Source organism: Spirochaetota bacterium (genome assembly GCA_026415295.1).
Taxonomy (GTDB): Bacteria; Spirochaetota; JAAYUW01; order JAAYUW01; family JAOAHJ01; genus JAOAHJ01.
The window spans coordinates 48,234-69,215 of sequence record JAOAHJ010000023.1 but is presented as its reverse complement, the minus strand read 5'-3'; the positions used below and the strand labels follow the sequence as shown (position 1 = coordinate 69,215).

The following is a 20,982-nucleotide window of genomic DNA, read 5'->3' as shown; positions in this document are numbered from 1 at the left end:
AAATATTAACAAAATTTAACAAATAATCAATAATATAAAATAAAAATAATATAATAATAATAAAAAAAAAAATAATAAAATTTGATTTTTAAAATTTATTAATAAAAAATAAAAAATATTGAAATATTTTTTATATATATTATAGTAGTTATAGATAGTTATTAAAAATATTTTGGAGGAGTGTTATTATGAAAAAATTAAAATTATTTTTAACCATTTTTGTACTTTTGTTTGCTCTTTTAACTATTTTTAGTTCAATTTCTACATTAGCTCAAAGTAGAACTTCTGCTCAAAAAGTAGAAATTGGTAAATTATTGAAATTTAAAATGGAGAAAGGTGGAGAATTTTTATTCTTCTTTGATGCTGTAAAAGGTAAAACTTACGAAATATGGCTTTATGATTCTTATAATTCAGATTTTACATTAAAAGCTCTCTGGTTTCAGGTTAGAAAAGGTGAAACAAAAGATACAGCTTATCCAAAGGAAATATATACTGAACCAAATACTTCGAAAACTTTAGGAGATGGTGGATATACTCCTCAAGATAAGAATAAACCAGCTGCTGTTGTTAAAGCAGAAGGGGATAAAGTATATATTTTTGTTTGGGGTGCAAAAGAAGAATACACTGGAGAATTTGGTTTAAATATTAAAGAAAGAAAATAATATTTATTAAAGAAGATTTATCTTGCAAATATACTAGATTTTTTAATTAAGTAAAGATTTGAAAATATTTTCAAGTAGATCAATAGCATAAGAAGTTTTAGAAGGAGCTCCTTCTATTATTTTATAAGTTCTTTTCTTGTTGTTCAAAATTTCTGCAATTAAAAAACATGTTCTGTTGTTATCTATTAACATTGTTGGTAGAGAATGAAGATGTGTTACATAAAATATGGTGTTATTTAAATGAGACAAAGCTAAAATTATATTGTAAGCTATTTCAGAAGCTTCCATTTCATTTGTCGATGAAAATGATTCGTTAAATAAAAGTAAAGAAGGACATTTAAGATTAGATATAATATTATTTATTCTGCAAACTTCTTCTTCGAATTTACCTTTAGTAAGGTTTTTATCTTCTTCTTTTTTAAAATGGGTTAATATATCTGAATAAATATTACTTTTAAATAACTTAGCCGGCACAATAAGCCCAGATTGCATAAGGATTTGAGCTATACCTATGCTTCTTAAAAAAGTAGTTTTACCTCCTTTGTTAGCACCTGAAATTATAAATATGTTTTTATTATCAGATTTAAATGAATTAGCAACTAATTTTGTTTTAGTTACTAAAAAAAGACTCAGATCAAATAGATCTTCGAATTCAATTTTATTTGAAATACTGTTTAATGGATCAGGAAAACAATAGTAATAATTATTTTGTTCGAGAAATTCAATTAGATTTAATGCTCCTATATAGAAAGATAATTCTATTTGAAGTTTATTAAAAAATAATTCGATATTTAATGATGCATTGTATAGTATATTAGCAATATCTTTCAATATTGTATTTTTTATGCTTTCAACTATTTTAGCTCCAGCTTCATCTTTTGGATTTATTTTAAAATAAAAACTGTTTTTCTGTTTTAGTATATTAAAATTCATATTTTCTTCAAGATAAACTAATTCATAATTAAAAAGATCAATATTTTCTATAATTTTTGCAGAGGCACATAATCCTTTTTCAAATTTTAAATTATTTAACATTTGCTTTAATTCAAGTAAATTTGAGTCACTAAAATTTTCCAATAACATAGTAAAAAAATTTTTTAATCCAGAAGATTTAAATTTATTAATATTTTCTTTTGCAATATCTCTTAGTTTTTCTAAATATAAAATAAATATTTGTAAAAGTTCCCTTGAATTATATACGATATTTGACGGTGTTTTTATTCCAAAAATTCCTAACCAATTTTTTATTTTTTCTTCTTTTACTTTAAAAGTAATGTCATAAATTTTTCTTATCAATTCTCTATTTACTATAATGTCTTTTAATATTTCTTGTCTATATCTAATTGTCTCAACATTAGTTTTTATATTGCAGAATAAGAATTTAGATACTTCATAAATTGTTTTATCATTTTTACTCATATATGATAAAACAATTTCTAATCCTAAATCTTTTAGTCTTTCCAAAGAAACATCATTTATTTTTTCTGAAAGTTTTAAGTCATTTAAATTATAAAAAAATTTTTCAATGAAATCTTTTTCTTTAAATAAAAGTCTTATTTTCATATTTTGCTATTAAATCTTTTAAGAATATCTTCAAAAGTTAAATTATAATTTTTAGTTATAAAATTAGCATATGCTTTTTCTTTTGGTTCATTAATAATAATTTTAAATGTTTTAATTCCGGGATTGCTTTCATTAACTTGAGAAACCATGCTTATTACTTTTTGATTGTAAATAAAAGGATTTATAACAAAAGATACCCAGATAGAAACACAATCAATTTTATCTAAAATATTTAATATTTTATTTATTAGAATTTGAGCATCAAAATATGTAGTTGATGAAAATATTTCATTTAATATAATTAAACTTTTATTTGATAATTTACATATAATATCTTTAGTTCTATATAAATCATTTTCAAGTTTACTTTTAATATCGATTACATTTTCTTCTTTTTCAAAATGGGTATATATAGAATCTGGAATAAATATATATGCATATTCCCCAGGAACAGGTAAGCCTAGAGATGCAAGATAATGGACTTGTCCAATCATTCTGGCAAAGGTAGTTTTACCACTGCCATTTTGACCTGAAATTAAAATAACATTTTTATTATTTTCTAAATAATAACTATTTAAAACAATTTTATTTTCTTTATTTATTGAATTAATAGCTAAATTAATATCAAATGAATTTATAATCTTTTCAATTTTGTTTTTTTTGTTCAATTCAGGGATTGAAAAAGATAGATTTTTATTTTTAAGTTTTTCAATGATTTCAATATATAAATAATAAAAAGGAATTTCTTGTGAAATATTTATCAGAGTTGAGTCAAAAAAGTTAAAATAATTTTCAGAAAAATTATTTAGCTTGCTAAAAATTTGGGGGTACAATTTAAATACTAATTTTAAGATATTTTCTTCAATATGGTTAACATTTGTATTTGTTAAGATAAAATTATCACCAAGGATTTTAATTTCAGAAATATTGTTATCTTTACAAATAAAATTATTAAATGTTTTAAAAATTTTATCCTTATAAGGAGGATAACTTTTATATTTTTTAACAGTGATTTTTCCATAATCAATAATAAGTATAAATTTAATACTTTTAATTTCATTTTCTAGATCAAAAGCATATTTTGAAAACTTTTTAAAGCCTTCATTTTCTATATAGTTGTTTAAATAATTTTTTAAATTGATTAAACCTATGGAGTTAAATTCGAAATTATTAATATAATTAGCAAACTCAATAATTTCATTGCAATATATTAAAGCTGATTTTAAAAAAAATATTTTTTTGAAATTATTGTAATGAAGATTTTGACTAAAATTAAAATAGCTTAAACTTTTTTCTATATTTACATTAAATTTTATAATTTTTTCTTTTAATTTTAACCTAATTATATCACTAAAAATATTCTTTCTGTATTCAATATATTCTAAATCATTTAAAGGTTTAAAATAGTACTCCTTAATATATTCATATTTTTTATCATAAATTATGTTTTCAAATGTTTTATCAAGCATTAAATCTTTTATAGTTTCTTTAGAATAATTTAAATAGGTTGGTTCTCTGTCTAAATTTAATAAACTTAAAGGCATGTGACTTAATTAAATAGTAATTTTATATCCAAAATATAAATATGCTGTGTGTCCAATCATATGTTCAAGGGGTCTTGTCATATCTTTTTTTACTCTTAAGTATCTTTCGAAAAGTTCTAAAGTTTTAATATTTCTAAATCCAATTTCATACATTTTCTCTACACATTTTTGGACTTGCTCAATACAAGGACTGAGAAAACCAGCAGGGCATCCAGGTTTTAAACAATTGTAAACATTCTCTACAACTGTCCATGGTTCAGGAATGTCAACAAAAACAGCATCAATGTTTTTTTCAATAATTTGTTCTTTTGAAGCATCAGTATTATGAAAAATAATATTATTAAAATCTAAATCATATTTTTTTAAATTATTAATAGCATTTTCTAAAAATTCTTTATCTTTTTCATAAGTGTAGACCATTCCTTCTTTGCCTACATATTTTGAAAGAATGTAAGTAAAAGCTCCTGAGCCGGTGCCTATTTCAACAACTTGTTTGCCTGGAAATATTGACAGTTCAAAAATGATTCTTGATGCTTCTTTAGGATAAATTATAGTATTTTTTCTCTTAACTTTCATTGAAAATTCAATTATTCCAGGCTTTAATACAAAAAATTTGTACCCTTTGTTAGTTGTTATTATTTCGCCCCATTTTAAATTTTCAGGGAAAATAAAATTTCCTTTATGACATGTGAAGTTCAAGCCTGGAATATATTTTAAAAAATAATTTGCATTCTCAGAATTATAAAGATAAATAAATTCATTTGGATCTATATTGTTCATAGAAGATATTTTTTTGAAATTTTATAAAAATTTAATTAAATGTCAAATTATTATTATTTTTAATAAAATACTTTTGTATTTAAAAAATTAATATTAGAAAACAATTGATGCATAACCTACAAATGAAGATGATTTCATTTTTAAATAGGAGTTTGAATATTCTATCAAAAATCCTTCATTTTTATTTAAGAGTTTTGCAAAGTTAATTATTGAAATTATAGAGTTAGGAGAACATGTAAACTTCATTTCTTTATAATTTGCTAAAATAGATTCTAAATCAAGTTTTAAACAATAATTAATTAACTTAAAATCATTTTCTTTTGCCCATTCAAAAGATTTAGGTCCAACTCCAGCAGGAGAAAAACCATAATTTGGTCCATAATGAGTAAGATCTGCAGAGCCAATTGCAATAAAGTTTAATCTATTATTATTTAATTCATTGTAGATATAGTCTGAAATAAGAAAAGCTTTTTCATTAGCTAATGGATAATATGATACAATTTTTGAATTTGGGAACAAATATTTAATAAATGGTAAAAAAATCTCAATAGTGTTATCAAACATATAATCATTTTCATCTTTCATATTAAATGTTACTTTAATTTTATCAATTAATTCTGTTAAACATTCAATATTGCCAAGGGGGGTTGAAAGATATTTATAATTTAAGATTATGGGAACCCCCATATCATCTTGGTGTCCACCAATTATAATTATAACATCAATTTGTGGATTTAGTTCAGAAATTAATTTTAAATTATTAAATATTAAATCTTCAGTGAAGAACCATCCAGCATGAGGAAGAATAGAAAGGTTTATATTTTTATTTTTTTCTTTAAAATCAAATTTTAATTTTTTATAATTTAATTCAAGTTGTTTAAATTTTTCTTTAATGGAAATACTATCTTTTGGATACCATCCACTTTCAAGTTTCATATTTCTTATATCCATTTTACCTCCAATTAAGCAAATATAAATTAGTTATTAATTTTAAATTATTATTTATTAATATTTTGATTAAATTATATTTAAAAAAAAAATAATTGCAATAATTAATAAGTTTGTCAAATTAAAAAAAAAAGGATTAAGATGAGAAAAATAAAGGTATTTTTTCTTTTGTTTTTAATACTTCTACTTATAATTACATTATACTATGTTTATTATATAAATAAATCCCATGATTATTTCAATTTGCTGAATTTTAATTATGATTATAAAAATGATACTTTTATAAAAATAAATTTTGATGAAAATAATAATGAAATTAGAAAATATTATAAAAAATTTGAAAATGAATATAAAGAATATTTTATTAAAAGGTTAAAAAGTTTTAGCATTTATTATAATATAGTTTCTGATATTTTAGTAGATAGAGGTTTTTCTTCTGAGTTTATATATTTATCATACATTGAATCAGAATTTAAATCTCATGCTTTAAGCTCTGCTAGAGCTTCAGGTTTGTGGCAATTTATGGAATATACTGGACTTTTGCTAGGTTTGAATAACAATCAATATATTGATGAAAGAAAAAATTTAATTTCTTCGACTTATGGGTTTACAAAACATTTTAAATATTTGTATAATTATTATAAAGGGAACTTAGATCTTGCTTTAGCAGCATATAATTGTGGGCATGGTAGATTAAATGTTGCTATAAAAACTGGTAATAGTAAAAATTTTTGGGAGTTAGCTGATAAAAATTTTATTCCTAAAGAAACAAAAGAGTATGTTCCAAAATTTTATGGATTGATTATGTGGGCAAGAAATAATTCAAAGTTAATAGAATCAATTGTAGAATCTGATAGTTTATATGTTGTTTACAAATCAAAAAAATTTTTGGATTTAAAAAAAGAGTTGAAAAATAATATTAAAATAATAGAATATATAAAAGAGTTTAATCCACATTTAAAATCTTATTATATACCTGAGGGGACTACTTTGGTCTTAGAATATTCTATTATAAACTCAGAGATTCAAAGAGAGTCTAACTTTTTTTCAAACTTTGAATTAATTTCTGTTTATTTCCCAAAAAGAAGCTTAAACGAGAAAAATATCTTTAAATTGGCAAGCAGAAACATTAATTTAGGACTTAAGAGTTTTTTAAAAAAATCTATTAAGGAGTAACTTATGGGCTTTAATTATGATGAATTTTTTTCATCTGTTTCGAAGATAATGAAGAAATCTGTTATTAGAGAACTTCTAAAGTTAACAGAAAAACCTGAAATTATTTCTTTTGCAGGTGGATTACCAGCCCCAGAAACTTTTCCAGTAAATGATCTTATCCCTATCATAAATAAGTTAATAGAGAGAGAGGGAGCTAAAATTTTACAATATGGAGCAACTGAAGGATACGGTGAACTTAGAAAATTATTAACAGAAAGAATTAGCAAGCAGATGAAAATGCCATTAACTGTTAATAATTTACTTGTAGTTTCTGCATCTCAACAAGCATTAGATATAGTAGGAAAAATATTTATTGATCCAGGTGATAAAATTATTACAGAAAGGCCATCTTATCTTGGAGGATTAAGTGCTTTTAATTCATACAAGGCTAATATTATTGGAGTTACTCTTGAAGATGATGGTATATGTATTAAAGAATTGGAAGAAACACTTGATACACTTTATAATAAAAGAGCTGAAAGAATAAAATTCTTTTATACAATACCTGACTTTCAGAATCCAGCAGGAGTTACAACATCCCTTGAGAAAAGAAAAAAAATTGTTGAGCTTGCAAATAAATATGATTTTTTAATTATAGAAGATCTTCCTTATAGAGAATTAAGATATGAAGGAGTTACATTACCAACACTATATGAACTTGATGGCGGGAAAAGGGTTATTTCTCTTTATACTTTTTCTAAAATCTTTTGCCCGGGATTAAGATTAGGATGGATAGTTGCTCCTGAAGAAGTAATAAATAAAGTTATTATTGCTAAACAAGCTATGGATTTATGTACTCCTCCTTTTAATCAAGCAATTGCTGCAGCTTATATTAAAGAAGGTCTTCTTGAGGAAAGGATAAGAAAAAATATAGAAATATATTCAAAAAAAAGAAAGTTTATGCTTGAAATACTTGATAAATATCTAGGGGGTATTGAAGAAGTTAAATGGACTAAGCCTGAAGGTGGTTTATTTTTGTGGATGACTCTTCCTGATTATATTGATTGTGATGAATTATTTTATAAGGCTATAGAAAATAATGTTGCTTATGTTATTGGTTCCGCTTTCTATCCTGAATATCCAGAGAAGAATCATTTTAGGATGAATTTTTCTTATCCTTCATTTGATCAAATTGAAGAAGGAGTTAAAAGACTATCTAAAGTTATTAAAGATTCTATAAAATAGATGTTAAAATAGTCACAATAAAATTGCATAAATTGAGGAAATATAATTTAGAATAAATATAAAAAATTTAGAATAAATTTAAAAAATAGTATAAAAATAAATATAAAAACGAAAGATTAATCTTATTAATAAAATAAAACAAATAATCATTTTTAGGAGTTTTTTATGAATGAATTTGCTCAAAGAGCTGAAATTGCAGATTCAGAAACACTTAAAATTAATAATGATGTAATGCAACTTAGAAGGAAAGGGATAGATGTTATTCCATTTGTTGCAGGTGAACCAGATTTTGATACACCTGAACCTATTAACCAAGCTGCAATAGAAGCTATTTATAACAACTATACTCATTATACAAATGTTGCAGGAATATCTGAATTAAGAGAAAAAATTGTAGAAAAATTAAAATTAGATAATAACTTAACATATAATCCAGATGAAATTATTGTTGGGTGTGGAGCAAAGCAAAATATAGCAAATGCACTTTTAGCTTTAATAGATAATAAAGCTGAAGTTATGATCCCTTCTCCATATTGGGTATCTTACATTGCAATGGTAGAAATATGTGGGGGGAAACCAAACATTATAAAAACAACAAAAGAAACTAATTATAAAATAAATTATGAAATATTAAAAAAAAGTTACAATAAAAATTGTAAAGTATTAATTTTAAATTCACCTTCAAATCCAACAGGTGCAGTATATAATTTAGATGAATTAAAGGAAATAGCAAAATTTTGTTTAGAGAATAACATTTATATTATTTCAGATGAGATTTACGAAAAACTAATTTATGATAATATGAAACATATATCTATTGCTTCTCTATCAAAAGAGATATGGGAAAAAACTATTGTAATTAATGGTTTTTCAAAATCTTTTGCAATGACTGGTTGGAGAGTGGGTTATTCAGCTGCTCCTAAAAAAATAAGTGATATAATGAAAAAAATACAAGCTAATATGACTTCTCACACCTCATCAATTTCTCAATATGCTGCATTGAAAGCATTTTCTTTAGGTAGTTCTTTTTATGAAACTTTGAGGACTACTTTTGAAAAGAGAAGAGATTATATTCTAAATGAACTAAAAGATAATAAATATATTGAGATTGTAAAGCCAAATGGTGCCTTTTATATTTTTATGAATATTTCTAAAACATTTGGTAAATCATATAAAGATCAACAAATTAAAAATGATAATGATTTTTACAATATTTTATTAAATGAATTTAAAGTTGCTTTAGTCCCAGGTTCAGCTTTTGGAGATTCTGAATGTATGAGACTTTCATATTCTTATAAGCTGGAAACTATAACAGAGGGTATTAAGAGAATAAAAGATTTTTTAAGTTTAATTAATTAAATGTTATAAAGTTTCAAAAATTTGACTCAGATATTGATTTTTATGTTTTTTGATAAAGAAAAAATATTTACGATATTTATACTTATTTTTTCCATTTTTTTTCTAATTTTATCTTTTTATTTAACTAAAATAAAAAGTGAGGCTTTATTATTAAAATTAAATGAACCAAATAGAATTTTAAATTTAAATATTAAAGGAATTAATTATAATTTTAATATGCTTCTTGATTTAAATAAAGAGCTTGATATTGAAAATATAGGAGGGATTCTTAAGACTTTAAAATTAAATAAAAATGAAATATTAAATATTTATCCAAGGATTAAAGCCAATATTAAATTAAAAGGAGAATTTGCTAAGAACATTTATACTTTTTTTGAATGGGAAATTCCACCATCATTTTTTCAAAATATTAAGTTTGGGGAACCGATTAAAAATTACACTTTTAGATACGACAGTGCAATATATCCAGGAGCTCCAAGATACTATAGGCATGGTATTCATAGGGGGTTTGATTTTTCAGATAGAGAAGATGGTTCTATAGCTACTATAAATGAACCAGTTAAAGTGGTATATCCAGGGATTATAGTTAATATAAAAAAAGATTATGAAGCTTATTCTGATAGATTTAAATTTGAAATATATAGAAAGATTACTGCTGAAAATAATTATACTGATGATATTTATCTTGACTTTTTTAGGGGTAATCAAGTTTATATTATTAATGGTTCAATTCTATTTATTTATGCTCATTTAAATAAGGTTAATGAGAATATAAAAATTGGAGATAAGGTTAAGGTTGGAGATATTGTAGGCTACATGGGAAATACAGGAGTTGAATATATGGGAGTAAGGCCTCACCTTCATCTTGAAATTTATATAAATGGTATGGTATTTGGCATTAATAGATTAAGAAGAACATTTGAGAATAATTTTGAGTTATATAAGTATTTATTTTCAAAATATTAAAAAATAGGGGTTAGAATGAAAATTATAATATTAGCAGCTGGTAAAGGTAAAAGGTTACATTCAGAAGAATTTAATTTGCCAAAAGTTTTAAGAGAGCTAAAGGGGAGACCTTTAATTGACTATGTTATTAAAGAAATTGATTTTGTTGAAAAAAGAGATATTATTATAGTTGTAGGATTTATGTGGGAAAAGGTAATAAATTTTTTAGGTGATAAATATACTTATGTTTTGCAAAAGGAGCAATTAGGAACAGGTCATGCTGTAAGAATGGCAGAGGAATATTATAAAAATATCAATGAAGATATACTTGTTTTGATGGGTGATATGCCATTTATAAGGAAAAATACAATACTAAATTTAATAGACTATCATAGTAAAAATAAAAATGATATTACTATACTTTCTACAATAGTTAATTTACCATCTTCTTTTGGTAGAATAATTAGGGATGATCAAGGAAAAATAAAAAAAATTATAGAAGTAAAAGATGCTGATGAGGACCAGTTAAAAATCAGAGAAGTAAATACTGGAATAGGAATATACAAATCAGATACTTTAAGTTTATTAAAAGAGATAAAAAATGATAATAATCAAAAAGAATATTATTTAACAGATCTTGTAAAGATTGCTTTAGAAAAAGGCAAAAAGGTTGATGCTTTAATTAGTGAAAATGAAAAAGAGTTTATTGGTATAAATTCGATAGAAGATTTAAGTTTTGCTGAAAAATTGCTTGAAGGGGTGTAATATGGCAAAAGTATTTGTAGTAGACGATCAGATGTATATAAGAAGGTTATTACAAATGGGGCTTGAAGAACAGGGATATATAGTTCGAGAATTTTCTTCTGGTTATGAATTACTTAAATATTTAAATGAAAATGGCAATATAGATAAACCAGATGTTATACTTTTAGACATTATGATGCCAGAAATGGATGGGTTTGAAGTTTTAGAAAAATTGGCTACAAATCCATTTGCTCAGAATGCTAATATCTTGATGATTTCTGCAAGAAATCAGAAAGAAGATGTATTAAAAGCATTAAAAATGGGAGCGAAAGACTTTATAGTAAAGCCATTTAAAATAGAGAAAGTGGTAGAAAAAATAAAAAATTATATAAAGTGATAAATGATAAATAAAATAATTTTAGATGTTTGTTGTGGCCCATGTTTAGTAGGGGTTTATCCACAAATAAGAAAATATTTTTCAATTTTCTTTATATTTCAAGGTGATAACATAGATACTCAAAATGAATTTTTGTTAAGGAAAGAAAATTTCTTAAAAGTAGTTGAACTTTATAATATTAAAAATTATTTTATAAAAGAATATGAACACAATAAATGGCTTAATTCTATAAAAGGATATGAATCTGAACAAGAAGGTGGATTTAGATGTGAATTGTGTTTTCAATATAGGATTTTAATTGTATTAAATATAATTGAACAAAACTATTTATTTCGTAAAAAGTTACTTACAAACTCTATTAATAATTTTTGTAAAGATGAAATTTTATCTGAATTCTATTATTCAAAATCTTATATAAGTACAACTCTTTCAATCTCTAAATATAAGAATTTTGAAAAAATTAAAAAAGTATTTAGTAATAAAATTGAAGAGTTTAATAAATTATTAGATTTAAATTTTTATTTTTTAGATAAAAATTTTTCAGAAAACAATTGGTATAATAAGTCTATAAAGATATCTAAAGCATTAAACCTTTATAGGCAAAAATATTGTGGATGTGAATTTAGTAAAAATAGAAAAAGTTAGATATTATTGAAGAAATTAAAAGATATGAGATAAAAAAATTTTATGAGCTAAAAAATAATATGAAAAATAAATTGAAAATTTTAATAATTTTAATAGGTTTTTTATTAATATTTTTTTTATGCTTTCTTTCTTTTTCTAATTTAATAAGGAAAAATTTATATAGTTTTGATTTTATAAAATTTTCAACATATTTAAATATAAAGATATTAAGTAAAAAAAGAGAAAAAGAAGTATCTGAAGATATTTCAATAATTCTTAAAAAAATTGAAAAAATAGCAGATTTACTTGATTTTTATAAAGATGATTCAATCTTAACTTATTTGAATAAAAATAAAGCAATAACAATTAGCCTTCTTGAAAGTGAATTTAAAAAAAGGTTTTCTAATTTGGTTGAAGAAGATGATGAATTTTTTAAAATTTCAAATGATATAAAAAATCATATTTTTTATTTTTTTAAAAAAAATATTGATTACATGGATAAGACTTATGGTTATTTTAATCCTTTTATAGGGAATCTTACACTTTTATATAATAATTTTGAACCTAATTCAATTCCACCAAGTAAAGATAAATTAATAGAAGAGGTAAGAAAAATTAGTTTGTCAAAGATTATATTAGATGTTGACAAAATATCAATAAAAGGTGATGCTTTTTTAAATTTTGGTGGAAGTTTGAAAGGTTTTTTAATTGATTTAATTTTCAGGGAATTAAAGGAAAAAAATTATGATAATTTTTTAATAAACTGTGGAGGAGATATTAGGGCTTCCTCAGATGGTAAAAAAATTTGGAAAATAGGAATAAATGACCCATTTTTAGAAAATAGAATATTTGCAATTGATGAGATTACTAACAAAAGTATAGTTACTTCTGGTAATTATGAAAGGTTTTTTTATTATGATGGGAAAAGATATTTTCATATATTAAATCCTTTTACAGGAGTCCCTGATTCTGATTTGGCTTCAGTTACAATTGTTTTTGGAGATTGTTTAGATGCGGATATTTTATCAACAGCAATATTTGCAATGGGTAAAATCCATGCTATTGACTTTATAAATAAAAATAAAATAGAAGCTTTATTAATATGGAACGAAAATGGTGAGAAAAAATATTATAATACAATTAAAAATTTGATATTTGAAAAATAGAATAATAGATGGAAAAATTTTTTAGTAGTTTTTCAAATGCAAAGTTAATTAATAAAGTTTATAATAATTTTAAATTATTGATCTATTAATAATTAAATTAATCATTAAAAGGCTTCTTAAAAATATATTGATAAATTGATTAAATATTATTATTTTTAATAATAAGTAGGTATAATTAAAAAAAATGCTCATAAAATATGATAATAAAATTTTTAATACTTATGTATGGTATTCTAACGCAAAAATAAATTTATTTCTAATTATAGGTCCATATGTAAAAGATAAAAAACTTCATAAAATTTACTCTTTATTTATACCTATTGATCTTTTTGATACTTTTTATGTTGAGAAATCAGATTTTTTTAATATAATCTATTATTCCAGTAGTGGTGAAAAAATAAGTGTTGAAAATTGCATCATAGAAAAAATAAATAAATTATTAAATATTAAACCCAAATTGAGTATTAAAATAATTAAAAACATACCCATTGGAGGTGGTCTTGGAGGGGCCTCTTCTAATGCTTTTACATATTTAAAAATATTAAATTATTTTTCTTATATAAATATGAAAAAATTAAAGAATAAGAATTTTTTACTAAAAATTGGCTCTGATGTTCCTTTTTTTCTATTTAACAGACCAGCAATAATATCAAGATTTGGTGACAAAATTAAAATAATTAAAAATTTTCCCCTTAAATATTACTTTATTATATTAAATAATAATATTTTTTCAAGAACATCTCTTATGTACAATGAACTTGATAAAGAAAGAGCTAATTTAAATGAAAATAAAATAAAAGAAATTTTTTTAAAAAATATAAAAAATCAAAAAAAAATCTTGAAAAATTTAATAAAATATGATTATAGATATGTGAAAGAATTATATAATGATTTTGAAACAATTTTTTTAAAACTTTTTAATATAACCTTGGAACATTATTCTTTAGATGTTAAAGGTGTTTTAAAGAGTATCCTAAGTGGATCAGGATCTTCTTTTATAAATATAATTAAAAGTCCTGATATCGAAATTGATACTCTTGAAAATATAGATAAAAGGAATAATGTTTTTAAGGTTAAAATATTTACCAAATACTAAATTTCAAGGAGCTAAAATGGAGATCACTAACATTAAAGTAACTAAAGTAAATGGAAGGAACAGATTATTAGGTTATGTTTCTGTTACTTTTGATAACTGTTTTGTAGTGCACAATATTGCATTATATGACACAGATAAAGGTAGAAAGATAGTAATGCCAAGAAGAAGAACCTCTAAAGGTGAATATAAAGATGTAGCACATCCAACTGTAAATGAATTTAGAGAATTTTTAACTAATGCTATATCTGAAGCATATGACAATAGTTAAAGTATAATTTTTTGAATTGTTTTATAATTGAAGATGGGGAGTCGACAAGTGGCAAGTCACCAGATTTTGGCTCTGGCATTCGTAGGTTCGAATCCTACCTCCCCAGATTCAAAGTTAAAAATAATTAAAAATATATTTATATTTATCTAAATTTAGAATTTTTATATCTATCTATTGAAAAACTTTATATTTATAATATAAAATTTTAAGGGTATAAAATCTAATTTTATTTTCTAGGAGAATTAAGATGAAAAACAAAGAAGTCACAGTTTTAGATGCAAAAAAAAGAGAGATATCAAAAAAATCGCAACTAAGAAAATTTAGAATGCAAGGTTATACTCCTTTTGTGATATATGGTCCAGATATTAAAGACAATGTTTATGGAGTTGCGAAAGAAAATGATTTAGTAAAAATCTTAAAAGAGTTTGGCGAAAATCATAAGATTAAAGTTAAAATGGAAAATAAAGAATATGATGTTTTAATAAAAGATTTTGAATATAATACATTAAAATCACGATTGTATCATGTTGATTTTTATAAAATTTCAACAAAGCACAGTGTAAAAGTTTCTGTTCCTATTATTTATGAAGGTGTTTCTGCAGGGGAAAAAGCAGGAGGTATAGTTGAAAAATTTATGCATCATATTGAAATTGAAGGCTTGATCTCTGATATACCAGAATCTATTACTATTAATATGGATAATTTTAATATTGGTAAAAAAATGCATGTATATGATTTAAAACTACCTGAGAATATAAAGATATTATCACCTAAAGATGAAGTTATTTTTGTAATTAAGGGTCATGTTGAAGAGACAATAACTACTACAGAAGGTCCTTCTGCAGAAGAAGTTGCTAAAGCTGCTGAAATATTTGACTAGTATTTTATTCTTTATTAAATTAAAAGAAAGAGGCTATGATACTTATTGCGGGATTAGGTAATCCTGGTGAAATATATAAGAAAAATAGACATAATGTTGGTTTTTCTTTTATAGATTATATTGCAAAGAGGTTTGGATTACAAGTATCTGATTTTATTACAAAAAAAAAGAAATGTGATTATTTAAGTTTTACATATAATTCTAAAGAAGTTACACTAGTTAAACCGTTAACTTTTATGAATAATTCAGGGGAAGCTATTCTTTTCATGTCTGCTTTTATGAAAGTTAAAGAAGACGAATTAATAGTGGTTTATGATGATCTTGATCTTGATTTTGGAGACATTAGATTAAAAAATAGTGGATCTGATGCAGGACATAATGGAGTAAGATCAGTTCAACAATTATTAGGGCGAGATAAATTTGCAAGGCTAAGAATTGGAATTGGAAGACCTAAGGATAAAGATGGGAATGAAATTACTGACAGAGAAGAGATTATTAAATATGTCCTAGGAGATTTTACTCTTGTTGAGCAATACTTGCTTGAAAATATTATTTTTAAAAATGCTTTTGAGGTTATTAAAGGTTTTATATTAAATGGTTATGAAGAAGCAGTTAAAAACTTAATAAGGGTTAAACCAATAATTAAAGATGAGCTTTCTAAAGAACCTACTTTACCAGAACTTGACTAACATTAAAATAGATATAAAGAATAAAAATATAGGTGTTTCTTTTTCTGGAGGAGCTGATTCAACAGCTCTTTTTTTTTGTCTTTTAGAACTAAAGAAAGAAATTAATTTTGAAATTTCTGTTTTTCATTTGAACCATCTTATTAGAGAAGAAAGTTTACAAGAAGAACTTTATATTAAAAATTTACTTGATAACTTAAAAATAAATTATCTAATATTAAGATTTGATTGTAAAAAATATAAAATAAATTCTAACGAATCTCTTGAAATGATAGGAAGAAAAGTTAGATATGAAAACATATTTGATTTTATGAGAATTTTTAATATAGATTATCTATTTACTGCGCATCATTTGGATGATCAATGTGAAACAGTTTTAATGAGATTATTCAAAGGAACTGGTCTTAATGGAATAACTGGAATAAAAAAGATAAGAGATGATAAAATTATAAGACCTTTTTATAATATTGAAAAAAAAGAGATTTATAGATATTTGGAAGACAATAAAATTTTTTATTTTGAGGATAAAACAAATTTTGATATTAATTATGAAAGAAATTATATTAGGAATGTTTTGCTTAAAAATATAGGTGATAGATTTAAAAATTACAAAATTCATATTTCAAATTTTGTTGATATAGTTGAAGAGGTTAATCAATATTTTATTAAAAAATTGAGTAGTAAAATTGAGCTAATTAAAAATAGAAGTTTTATTGAAATTGATGAATTAATTAGACTTGAGAAAATAGAGTTTTACTTTTTAATAATTAACATTATTAAAAATAAAAGGGATAAAGAGAGTGTAACAAGAAGTATTATAGACTCAATTGAAAAATTACTCAGTAATTATTTGAAAAATAAAAATATAGGTAAAAAAATTGTTTATTCTGATAAAAAAATAATAATATTTTACTCCTTAGGTAATATTTATTTTTATGAAAGAATGTTTTACTTAAAATTGTTAAACTCTATTCCTAATTATTGTAAAAATTTAAATCTTGGAGAAAATGAATTTTTTTATTATTATTTATATTATAAGGAAGAAAAAATTGATAGCAAAGAAATATTAAATTTAAAAGATTCATTTTTTATTGATAAAGAAAAGGTAAATGGTATATTGGTTGTTGATTTATGGAGAGAAGGTGATTATATATTTTATGATTTTGATAAAAAAAAGAAGTTAAAAAAGATTTTTAATGAGTTTAAAATACCATGGTTTTTAAGAAAATTTGTTCTAGTAATTAAGAAATTAGATAAAAATAAAGATATTAAAAAAAATAAAGAGTTAAATAAAAAAGAAAATGTAATAAAAGAAGAGATAGTAGGTTTCTACTTTAATAAGAGGTATTTTCTCTCTAAGAAATTTTATGTAGATAATAAAACAAAATTTGTTATAAAAATTGATATAAAAGAAGGGATTAATTTTTATGGGTGATTTTAATAGTAATGAGGAAAACAAAAATAAAGTTGGACAGATTATTTTTATTATACTTTTACTTGCTGCTTTTATTTTTATTTTTTTTAATCTTTCAAAAACAACTATTACAAATTATGTAGATATCCCTTATTCAGAGTTTTTAAGTTATCTTGAGAATAATCAAATTAAAGAAGTTGAAATAAGGGGAAATTGGATATTTTGTATATCAAAAACTTCTAATTATAGATATAAAACATATATTCCTTATGTCGATCCAGATTTGCTAAATAGAATAAGAAGTTCTGGGGTTGAAGTAATTAAGGGATCAGAAGTAAAAGATTCCTCAGGTTTCTGGTATACTATCTTTTTAATAGGTTCCTCTATTATTTTTTTAATACTTATTTTTAATATGTTTAATAGACAGATAAGAGGAGCAAATAATCAAGCATTCAATTTTGCAAGAGCAAGAGCTAGAAAAATAACAAATACAAATGTAACTTTCAATGATGTTGCAGGAGTTGAAGAAGCTAAACAAGAACTTGTTGAGGTTGTAGAGTATCTTAAAAAACCTCAAAAGTTTCAAGCTTTAGGAGCTAAAATCCCAAGAGGTATATTGCTAGTTGGTCCTCCAGGATGTGGTAAGACTTTACTTGCAAAAGCAGTTGCTGGTGAAGCTGGAGTTCCATTTTTTTCAATTTCAGGATCAGATTTTGTTGAAATGTTTGTTGGTGTTGGAGCTGCTAGGGTCAGAGATCTTTTTATGCAAGCTAAATCAAATGCTCCTTCAATTATTTTTATTGATGAGCTTGATGCTGTTGGTAGGTCTAGAGGAGCAGGACTAGGCGGAGGGCATGATGAAAGAGAACAAACATTAAACCAATTACTTGTAGAAATGGATGGATTTGAGTCTACTGATTCCGTAATTGTTTTAGCAGCTACAAATAGGCCAGACATTTTAGACAATGCTTTATTGAGACCAGGAAGATTTGATAGGAGAGTTGTTGTTGATAGACCTGATGTTAAGGGAAGGTATGAGATATTAAAAATTCATACAAAAAAAGTACCACTTGATAAAGATGTTGATCTATGGGAGTTAGCAAGAGCTACTATTGGTATGTCTGGTGCTGATCTTGCTAATATTGTAAATGAGGCAGCTATTCTTGCAGCAAGAAAAAATTTATCAAAAATCAATAATGAGGTAATTCAAGAAGCAAGAGATAAAGTATTTTTAGGACCTGAAAGAAAATCTCTTGTTATAGGTTATAAAGAGAAAAAAATTACAGCATATCATGAAGCAGGACATGCTCTTATGCATCTTTTGCTTAAAAATTTAGATCCTTTACATAAAGTTACAATTGTTCCAAGAGGGATGGCATTAGGTATTACTTGGAATTTGCCTGTTGATGATAGACATCACTATTCAAGATCTTTTTATATAGATACAATTTGCTCTTTTCTTGGAGGAAGAGTTGCAGAGGAACTTATTTTTAATGAAACATTTACTGGTGCTGAAAATGATTTGGAAAGGGCAACAAAAATTGCTCATGATATGGTTTGTAAATGGGGAATGTCATCACTAGGACCTATTCAATTCGGAGAGTCTAAAGAAGATGTTTTTTTAGGTAAAGATCTTATTAAAGAAAAAAATTATTCAGATAATACAGCTAAATTAATAGATGAAGAGATAAAAAAAATAGTTACTCAATGTTATGAAAAGACTAAAAAATTAATAATTGAAAACAAAGATAAACTCGATAAAATTGCAAATAGTTTATTAGAAAAAGAATCTTTAACAGCAGACCAAATATATGAACTTGTTGGTTTAGAAAAACCAAGTTTTAAAAGTGATGAAGATTTTTATAATGGAAAATTAATTGATGATGATGGTAAAAAAAATATTATAGTTGAATATGAAGGAATTGAAAAAAATGCTAAACAAAAAGAAAAAGAAAACAAAAGAAAAAAATCATCTAAAAAATCTGTAAAGAAAGAAGAAAAGAAATAATATATAGTAAAATAAAAATGAAAAATAAATAACAATATAGTAAGAATTAAAATTATAAAAGGGAATTAATATTTTTTGGGAGGACATATTTGAAATCATTAGATAAAATTATTCAAAAAATAAATGTTTCAGGATATAGAGGTCTAATTGGTGAAGATTTAAATCCTGAAATATTATTTGATTTGGTTAATTCATTTATTGAATTTATGAATCCAAATAAAATTGCTATTGGAATAGATACAAGACCATCTTCAATTATATATAAAGAATTTATTAAATCTATAATTTTGTCTAAAGGTGTTGATATATTTGATTTTGGCGTTATACCTACTCCTTCTCTTTTATTTGGAGTAAAGGATATGAATATTGATTGTGGAATAATGATAACTGCCTCTCATAACCCTATTCAATATAATGCATTAAAACTTATAAAAAAAGGTGGATATTTTCTTGATGAAAATGATATTGAAAAATTTAAAGTTTATATTTCTGAAAAAGAGAGAGAAATTATCCAAAATGGCTATTCTTATTTAGATAAATTTGGTAATTATAATAAAATTGATTCTATAATTAAAGCCCATATTGATAAAATAGAAAATAATTTTGATGTTGATTCTATAAGAAAAGCTAAACTTAAAGTTGCATGTGATTTTTGTAATGGTACAACTATTTTTGCAATTCCAGAATTATTAAATAGGTTTGGAGTTTCCTTCGATTCTATTTTTAATAATCCAGAAAAAGCATTTGAAAGAGAACCTGAACCTAATGTAAATACTATGAAATATTTATCAGAATTTATGAAAGGCAAAGATTATGATATAGGTTTTGTGTATGATCCTGATGGTGATAGAGTTGCAGTTCTATTAAAGGATGGAGAAATTATATCAGAAGAATTTGTGCTTCTTTTTTCATATGCTTATTATCTAAAGAAAGAGAAAAGTGATATTGTTATTAATTTATCAACTTCAAATATGATTAAAAAACTTGCTGATAAAGCAGGACAAAATGTACTATTTTCTAAAGTTGGAGAAATAAATGTTACAAAAAAAATGATTGAAAATAATATTAAATTTGGTGGTGAGGGAAATGGAGGAGTAATATATTTTAATGTATCTAATTCAAGGGACTCTTTAGTTGCAACATCTTTTATTTTAGAATTTTTAGCTAAAGATAGAGATTATCTTTATAGATTGTATGATAAATTTAAAAATATTAAGATGATAAAGAAAAAATACTCAAAAGAAAATTTTCATATGGAAAGATTTGAAAGAATGATCTATTTGAACTTTGGGGAATATATAAAAGATATAAATAAATTAGATGGAACAAGATTTAACTTGAAAGATGGTTTTATTCATGTTAGGGAATCGAATACAGAACCGATTTTAAGAGTAATAATTGAAGGTGAAAAAGAATTGGTTGATGAGCTTTCTCAAAAGATAGATTATTATTTTAGTTAGGAAAGAATCTTAATTATTATAAATATATAAGAAAAATT

The 20,982-nt window shown here is 23.6% G+C and carries 20 protein-coding genes and 1 tRNA gene; 17 read left to right on the top strand and 4 right to left on the bottom strand.

What is annotated here, in order from left to right:
- Nucleotides 1–188 precede the first annotated feature (188 nt).
- Nucleotides 189–662, top strand: a complete 474-nt coding sequence (locus N3A58_05220) for a hypothetical protein (GenBank protein ID MCX8058793.1) — start codon at nt 189–191, stop codon at nt 660–662.
- Nucleotides 663–704: 42 nt separating this feature from the next.
- Here N3A58_05220 and N3A58_05215 read toward each other — a convergent pair whose 3' ends face one another.
- From N3A58_05215 to amrB, 4 genes are all read right to left on the bottom strand, one after another.
- Entirely contained in the window at nt 705–2,225 is a 1,521-nt protein-coding gene (locus N3A58_05215) for a DNA mismatch repair protein MutS (GenBank protein MCX8058792.1), read from the bottom strand.
- The gene (locus N3A58_05210; GenBank protein MCX8058791.1) at nt 2,222–3,769 is read right to left on the bottom strand and encodes a hypothetical protein; all 1,548 of its coding nucleotides are present in this window, start codon (nt 3,767–3,769) and stop codon (nt 2,222–2,224) included. The genes N3A58_05215 and N3A58_05210 overlap by 4 nt, the downstream gene beginning before the upstream one ends.
- A gap of 9 nt (nt 3,770–3,778) precedes the next feature.
- A complete protein-coding gene (locus tag N3A58_05205) occupies nt 3,779–4,549 on the bottom strand; it encodes a tRNA (adenine-N1)-methyltransferase (protein ID MCX8058790.1) in 771 nt (256 codons plus the stop codon).
- A gap of 93 nt (nt 4,550–4,642) precedes the next feature.
- Entirely contained in the window at nt 4,643–5,500 is an 858-nt protein-coding gene (gene amrB / locus N3A58_05200; GenBank protein ID MCX8058789.1) for an AmmeMemoRadiSam system protein B, read from the bottom strand.
- A gap of 138 nt (nt 5,501–5,638) precedes the next feature.
- Here amrB and N3A58_05195 point away from each other — a divergent pair, with 138 nt between their 5' ends.
- From N3A58_05195 to N3A58_05120, 16 genes are all read left to right on the top strand, one after another.
- The gene (locus N3A58_05195; protein ID MCX8058788.1) at nt 5,639–6,673 is read left to right on the top strand and encodes a lytic transglycosylase domain-containing protein; all 1,035 of its coding nucleotides are present in this window, start codon (nt 5,639–5,641) and stop codon (nt 6,671–6,673) included.
- 3 nt (nt 6,674–6,676) lie between these two features.
- Nucleotides 6,677–7,897 carry a PLP-dependent aminotransferase family protein gene (locus N3A58_05190; protein ID MCX8058787.1) on the top strand — a complete coding sequence of 407 codons (1,221 nt, stop codon included), beginning with the start codon at nt 6,677–6,679 and terminating at the stop codon, nt 7,895–7,897.
- Nucleotides 7,898–8,062: 165 nt separating this feature from the next.
- Nucleotides 8,063–9,256 carry a pyridoxal phosphate-dependent aminotransferase gene (locus N3A58_05185; GenBank protein ID MCX8058786.1) on the top strand — a complete coding sequence of 398 codons (1,194 nt, stop codon included), beginning with the start codon at nt 8,063–8,065 and terminating at the stop codon, nt 9,254–9,256.
- A 42-nt stretch (nt 9,257–9,298) separates the two neighbouring features.
- On the top strand, nt 9,299–10,222 hold the full coding sequence (locus N3A58_05180; protein MCX8058785.1) for a M23 family metallopeptidase: 924 nt from the start codon (nt 9,299–9,301) through the stop codon (nt 10,220–10,222).
- Nucleotides 10,223–10,237: 15 nt separating this feature from the next.
- Nucleotides 10,238–10,966 (top strand): sugar phosphate nucleotidyltransferase, encoded by a 729-nt coding sequence (locus N3A58_05175; GenBank protein ID MCX8058784.1) that lies wholly within the window; start codon nt 10,238–10,240, stop codon nt 10,964–10,966.
- Between the two features lies 1 nt (nt 10,967).
- Complete coding sequence (locus N3A58_05170) at nt 10,968–11,342, top strand: response regulator (GenBank protein MCX8058783.1); 375 nt, start codon at nt 10,968–10,970, stop codon at nt 11,340–11,342.
- 3 nt (nt 11,343–11,345) lie between these two features.
- Complete coding sequence (locus tag N3A58_05165; GenBank protein ID MCX8058782.1) at nt 11,346–11,987, top strand: epoxyqueuosine reductase QueH; 642 nt, start codon at nt 11,346–11,348, stop codon at nt 11,985–11,987.
- A 59-nt stretch (nt 11,988–12,046) separates the two neighbouring features.
- The gene (locus tag N3A58_05160) at nt 12,047–13,132 is read left to right on the top strand and encodes an FAD:protein FMN transferase (protein ID MCX8058781.1); all 1,086 of its coding nucleotides are present in this window, start codon (nt 12,047–12,049) and stop codon (nt 13,130–13,132) included.
- 184 nt (nt 13,133–13,316) lie between these two features.
- A complete protein-coding gene (locus tag N3A58_05155; GenBank protein MCX8058780.1) occupies nt 13,317–14,228 on the top strand; it encodes a hypothetical protein in 912 nt (303 codons plus the stop codon).
- 16 nt (nt 14,229–14,244) lie between these two features.
- Nucleotides 14,245–14,496, top strand: a complete 252-nt coding sequence (locus N3A58_05150; protein MCX8058779.1) for a SpoVG family protein — start codon at nt 14,245–14,247, stop codon at nt 14,494–14,496.
- Between the two features lie 34 nt (nt 14,497–14,530).
- A tRNA-Gln gene (locus N3A58_05145) sits at nt 14,531–14,602 on the top strand.
- Between the two features lie 141 nt (nt 14,603–14,743).
- A complete protein-coding gene (locus N3A58_05140) occupies nt 14,744–15,376 on the top strand; it encodes a 50S ribosomal protein L25 (GenBank protein MCX8058778.1) in 633 nt (210 codons plus the stop codon).
- 35 nt (nt 15,377–15,411) lie between these two features.
- Nucleotides 15,412–16,065: an aminoacyl-tRNA hydrolase gene (gene pth / locus N3A58_05135; GenBank protein ID MCX8058777.1), complete on the top strand. Its 654-nt coding sequence runs from the start codon at nt 15,412–15,414 to the stop codon at nt 16,063–16,065.
- On the top strand, nt 16,025–17,497 hold the full coding sequence (gene tilS, locus N3A58_05130) for a tRNA lysidine(34) synthetase TilS (protein MCX8058776.1): 1,473 nt from the start codon (nt 16,025–16,027) through the stop codon (nt 17,495–17,497). The genes pth and tilS overlap by 41 nt, the downstream gene beginning before the upstream one ends.
- Nucleotides 17,490–19,484 carry an ATP-dependent zinc metalloprotease FtsH gene (gene ftsH, locus N3A58_05125; protein ID MCX8058775.1) on the top strand — a complete coding sequence of 665 codons (1,995 nt, stop codon included), beginning with the start codon at nt 17,490–17,492 and terminating at the stop codon, nt 19,482–19,484. Before tilS ends, ftsH begins: the two co-directional genes overlap by 8 nt.
- Before the next feature lie 89 nt (nt 19,485–19,573).
- Nucleotides 19,574–20,944 carry a hypothetical protein gene (locus tag N3A58_05120; GenBank protein MCX8058774.1) on the top strand — a complete coding sequence of 457 codons (1,371 nt, stop codon included), beginning with the start codon at nt 19,574–19,576 and terminating at the stop codon, nt 20,942–20,944.
- Nucleotides 20,945–20,982: the final 38 nt, after the last annotated feature.

Excerpts from the sequence above, each read along its gene's own strand:
- tilS (MCX8058776.1), top strand. The coding sequence starts at position 16,025 with ATGAGCTTTCTAAAGAACCTACTTTACCAGAACTTGACTAACATTAAA.
- N3A58_05140 (MCX8058778.1), top strand. The coding sequence starts at position 14,744 with ATGAAAAACAAAGAAGTCACAGTTTTAGATGCAAAAAAAAGAGAGATA.
- pth (MCX8058777.1), top strand. The coding sequence starts at position 15,412 with ATGATACTTATTGCGGGATTAGGTAATCCTGGTGAAATATATAAGAAA.
- N3A58_05165 (MCX8058782.1), top strand. The coding sequence starts at position 11,346 with ATGATAAATAAAATAATTTTAGATGTTTGTTGTGGCCCATGTTTAGTA.
- ftsH (MCX8058775.1), top strand. The coding sequence starts at position 17,490 with ATGGGTGATTTTAATAGTAATGAGGAAAACAAAAATAAAGTTGGACAG.
- N3A58_05150 (MCX8058779.1), top strand. The coding sequence starts at position 14,245 with ATGGAGATCACTAACATTAAAGTAACTAAAGTAAATGGAAGGAACAGA.
- N3A58_05205 (MCX8058790.1), bottom strand. The coding sequence starts at position 4,549 with ATGAACAATATAGATCCAAATGAATTTATTTATCTTTATAATTCTGAG.
- N3A58_05220 (MCX8058793.1), top strand. The coding sequence starts at position 189 with ATGAAAAAATTAAAATTATTTTTAACCATTTTTGTACTTTTGTTTGCT.
- N3A58_05210 (MCX8058791.1), bottom strand. The coding sequence starts at position 3,769 with ATGCCTTTAAGTTTATTAAATTTAGACAGAGAACCAACCTATTTAAAT.
- N3A58_05175 (MCX8058784.1), top strand. The coding sequence starts at position 10,238 with ATGAAAATTATAATATTAGCAGCTGGTAAAGGTAAAAGGTTACATTCA.
- N3A58_05160 (MCX8058781.1), top strand. The coding sequence starts at position 12,047 with ATGAAAAATAAATTGAAAATTTTAATAATTTTAATAGGTTTTTTATTA.
- N3A58_05215 (MCX8058792.1), bottom strand. The coding sequence starts at position 2,225 with ATGAAAATAAGACTTTTATTTAAAGAAAAAGATTTCATTGAAAAATTT.
- N3A58_05155 (MCX8058780.1), top strand. The coding sequence starts at position 13,317 with ATGCTCATAAAATATGATAATAAAATTTTTAATACTTATGTATGGTAT.
- N3A58_05180 (MCX8058785.1), top strand. The coding sequence starts at position 9,299 with ATGTTTTTTGATAAAGAAAAAATATTTACGATATTTATACTTATTTTT.
- N3A58_05195 (MCX8058788.1), top strand. The coding sequence starts at position 5,639 with ATGAGAAAAATAAAGGTATTTTTTCTTTTGTTTTTAATACTTCTACTT.
- N3A58_05185 (MCX8058786.1), top strand. The coding sequence starts at position 8,063 with ATGAATGAATTTGCTCAAAGAGCTGAAATTGCAGATTCAGAAACACTT.
- N3A58_05190 (MCX8058787.1), top strand. The coding sequence starts at position 6,677 with ATGGGCTTTAATTATGATGAATTTTTTTCATCTGTTTCGAAGATAATG.
- N3A58_05170 (MCX8058783.1), top strand. The coding sequence starts at position 10,968 with ATGGCAAAAGTATTTGTAGTAGACGATCAGATGTATATAAGAAGGTTA.
- amrB (MCX8058789.1), bottom strand. The coding sequence starts at position 5,500 with ATGGATATAAGAAATATGAAACTTGAAAGTGGATGGTATCCAAAAGAT.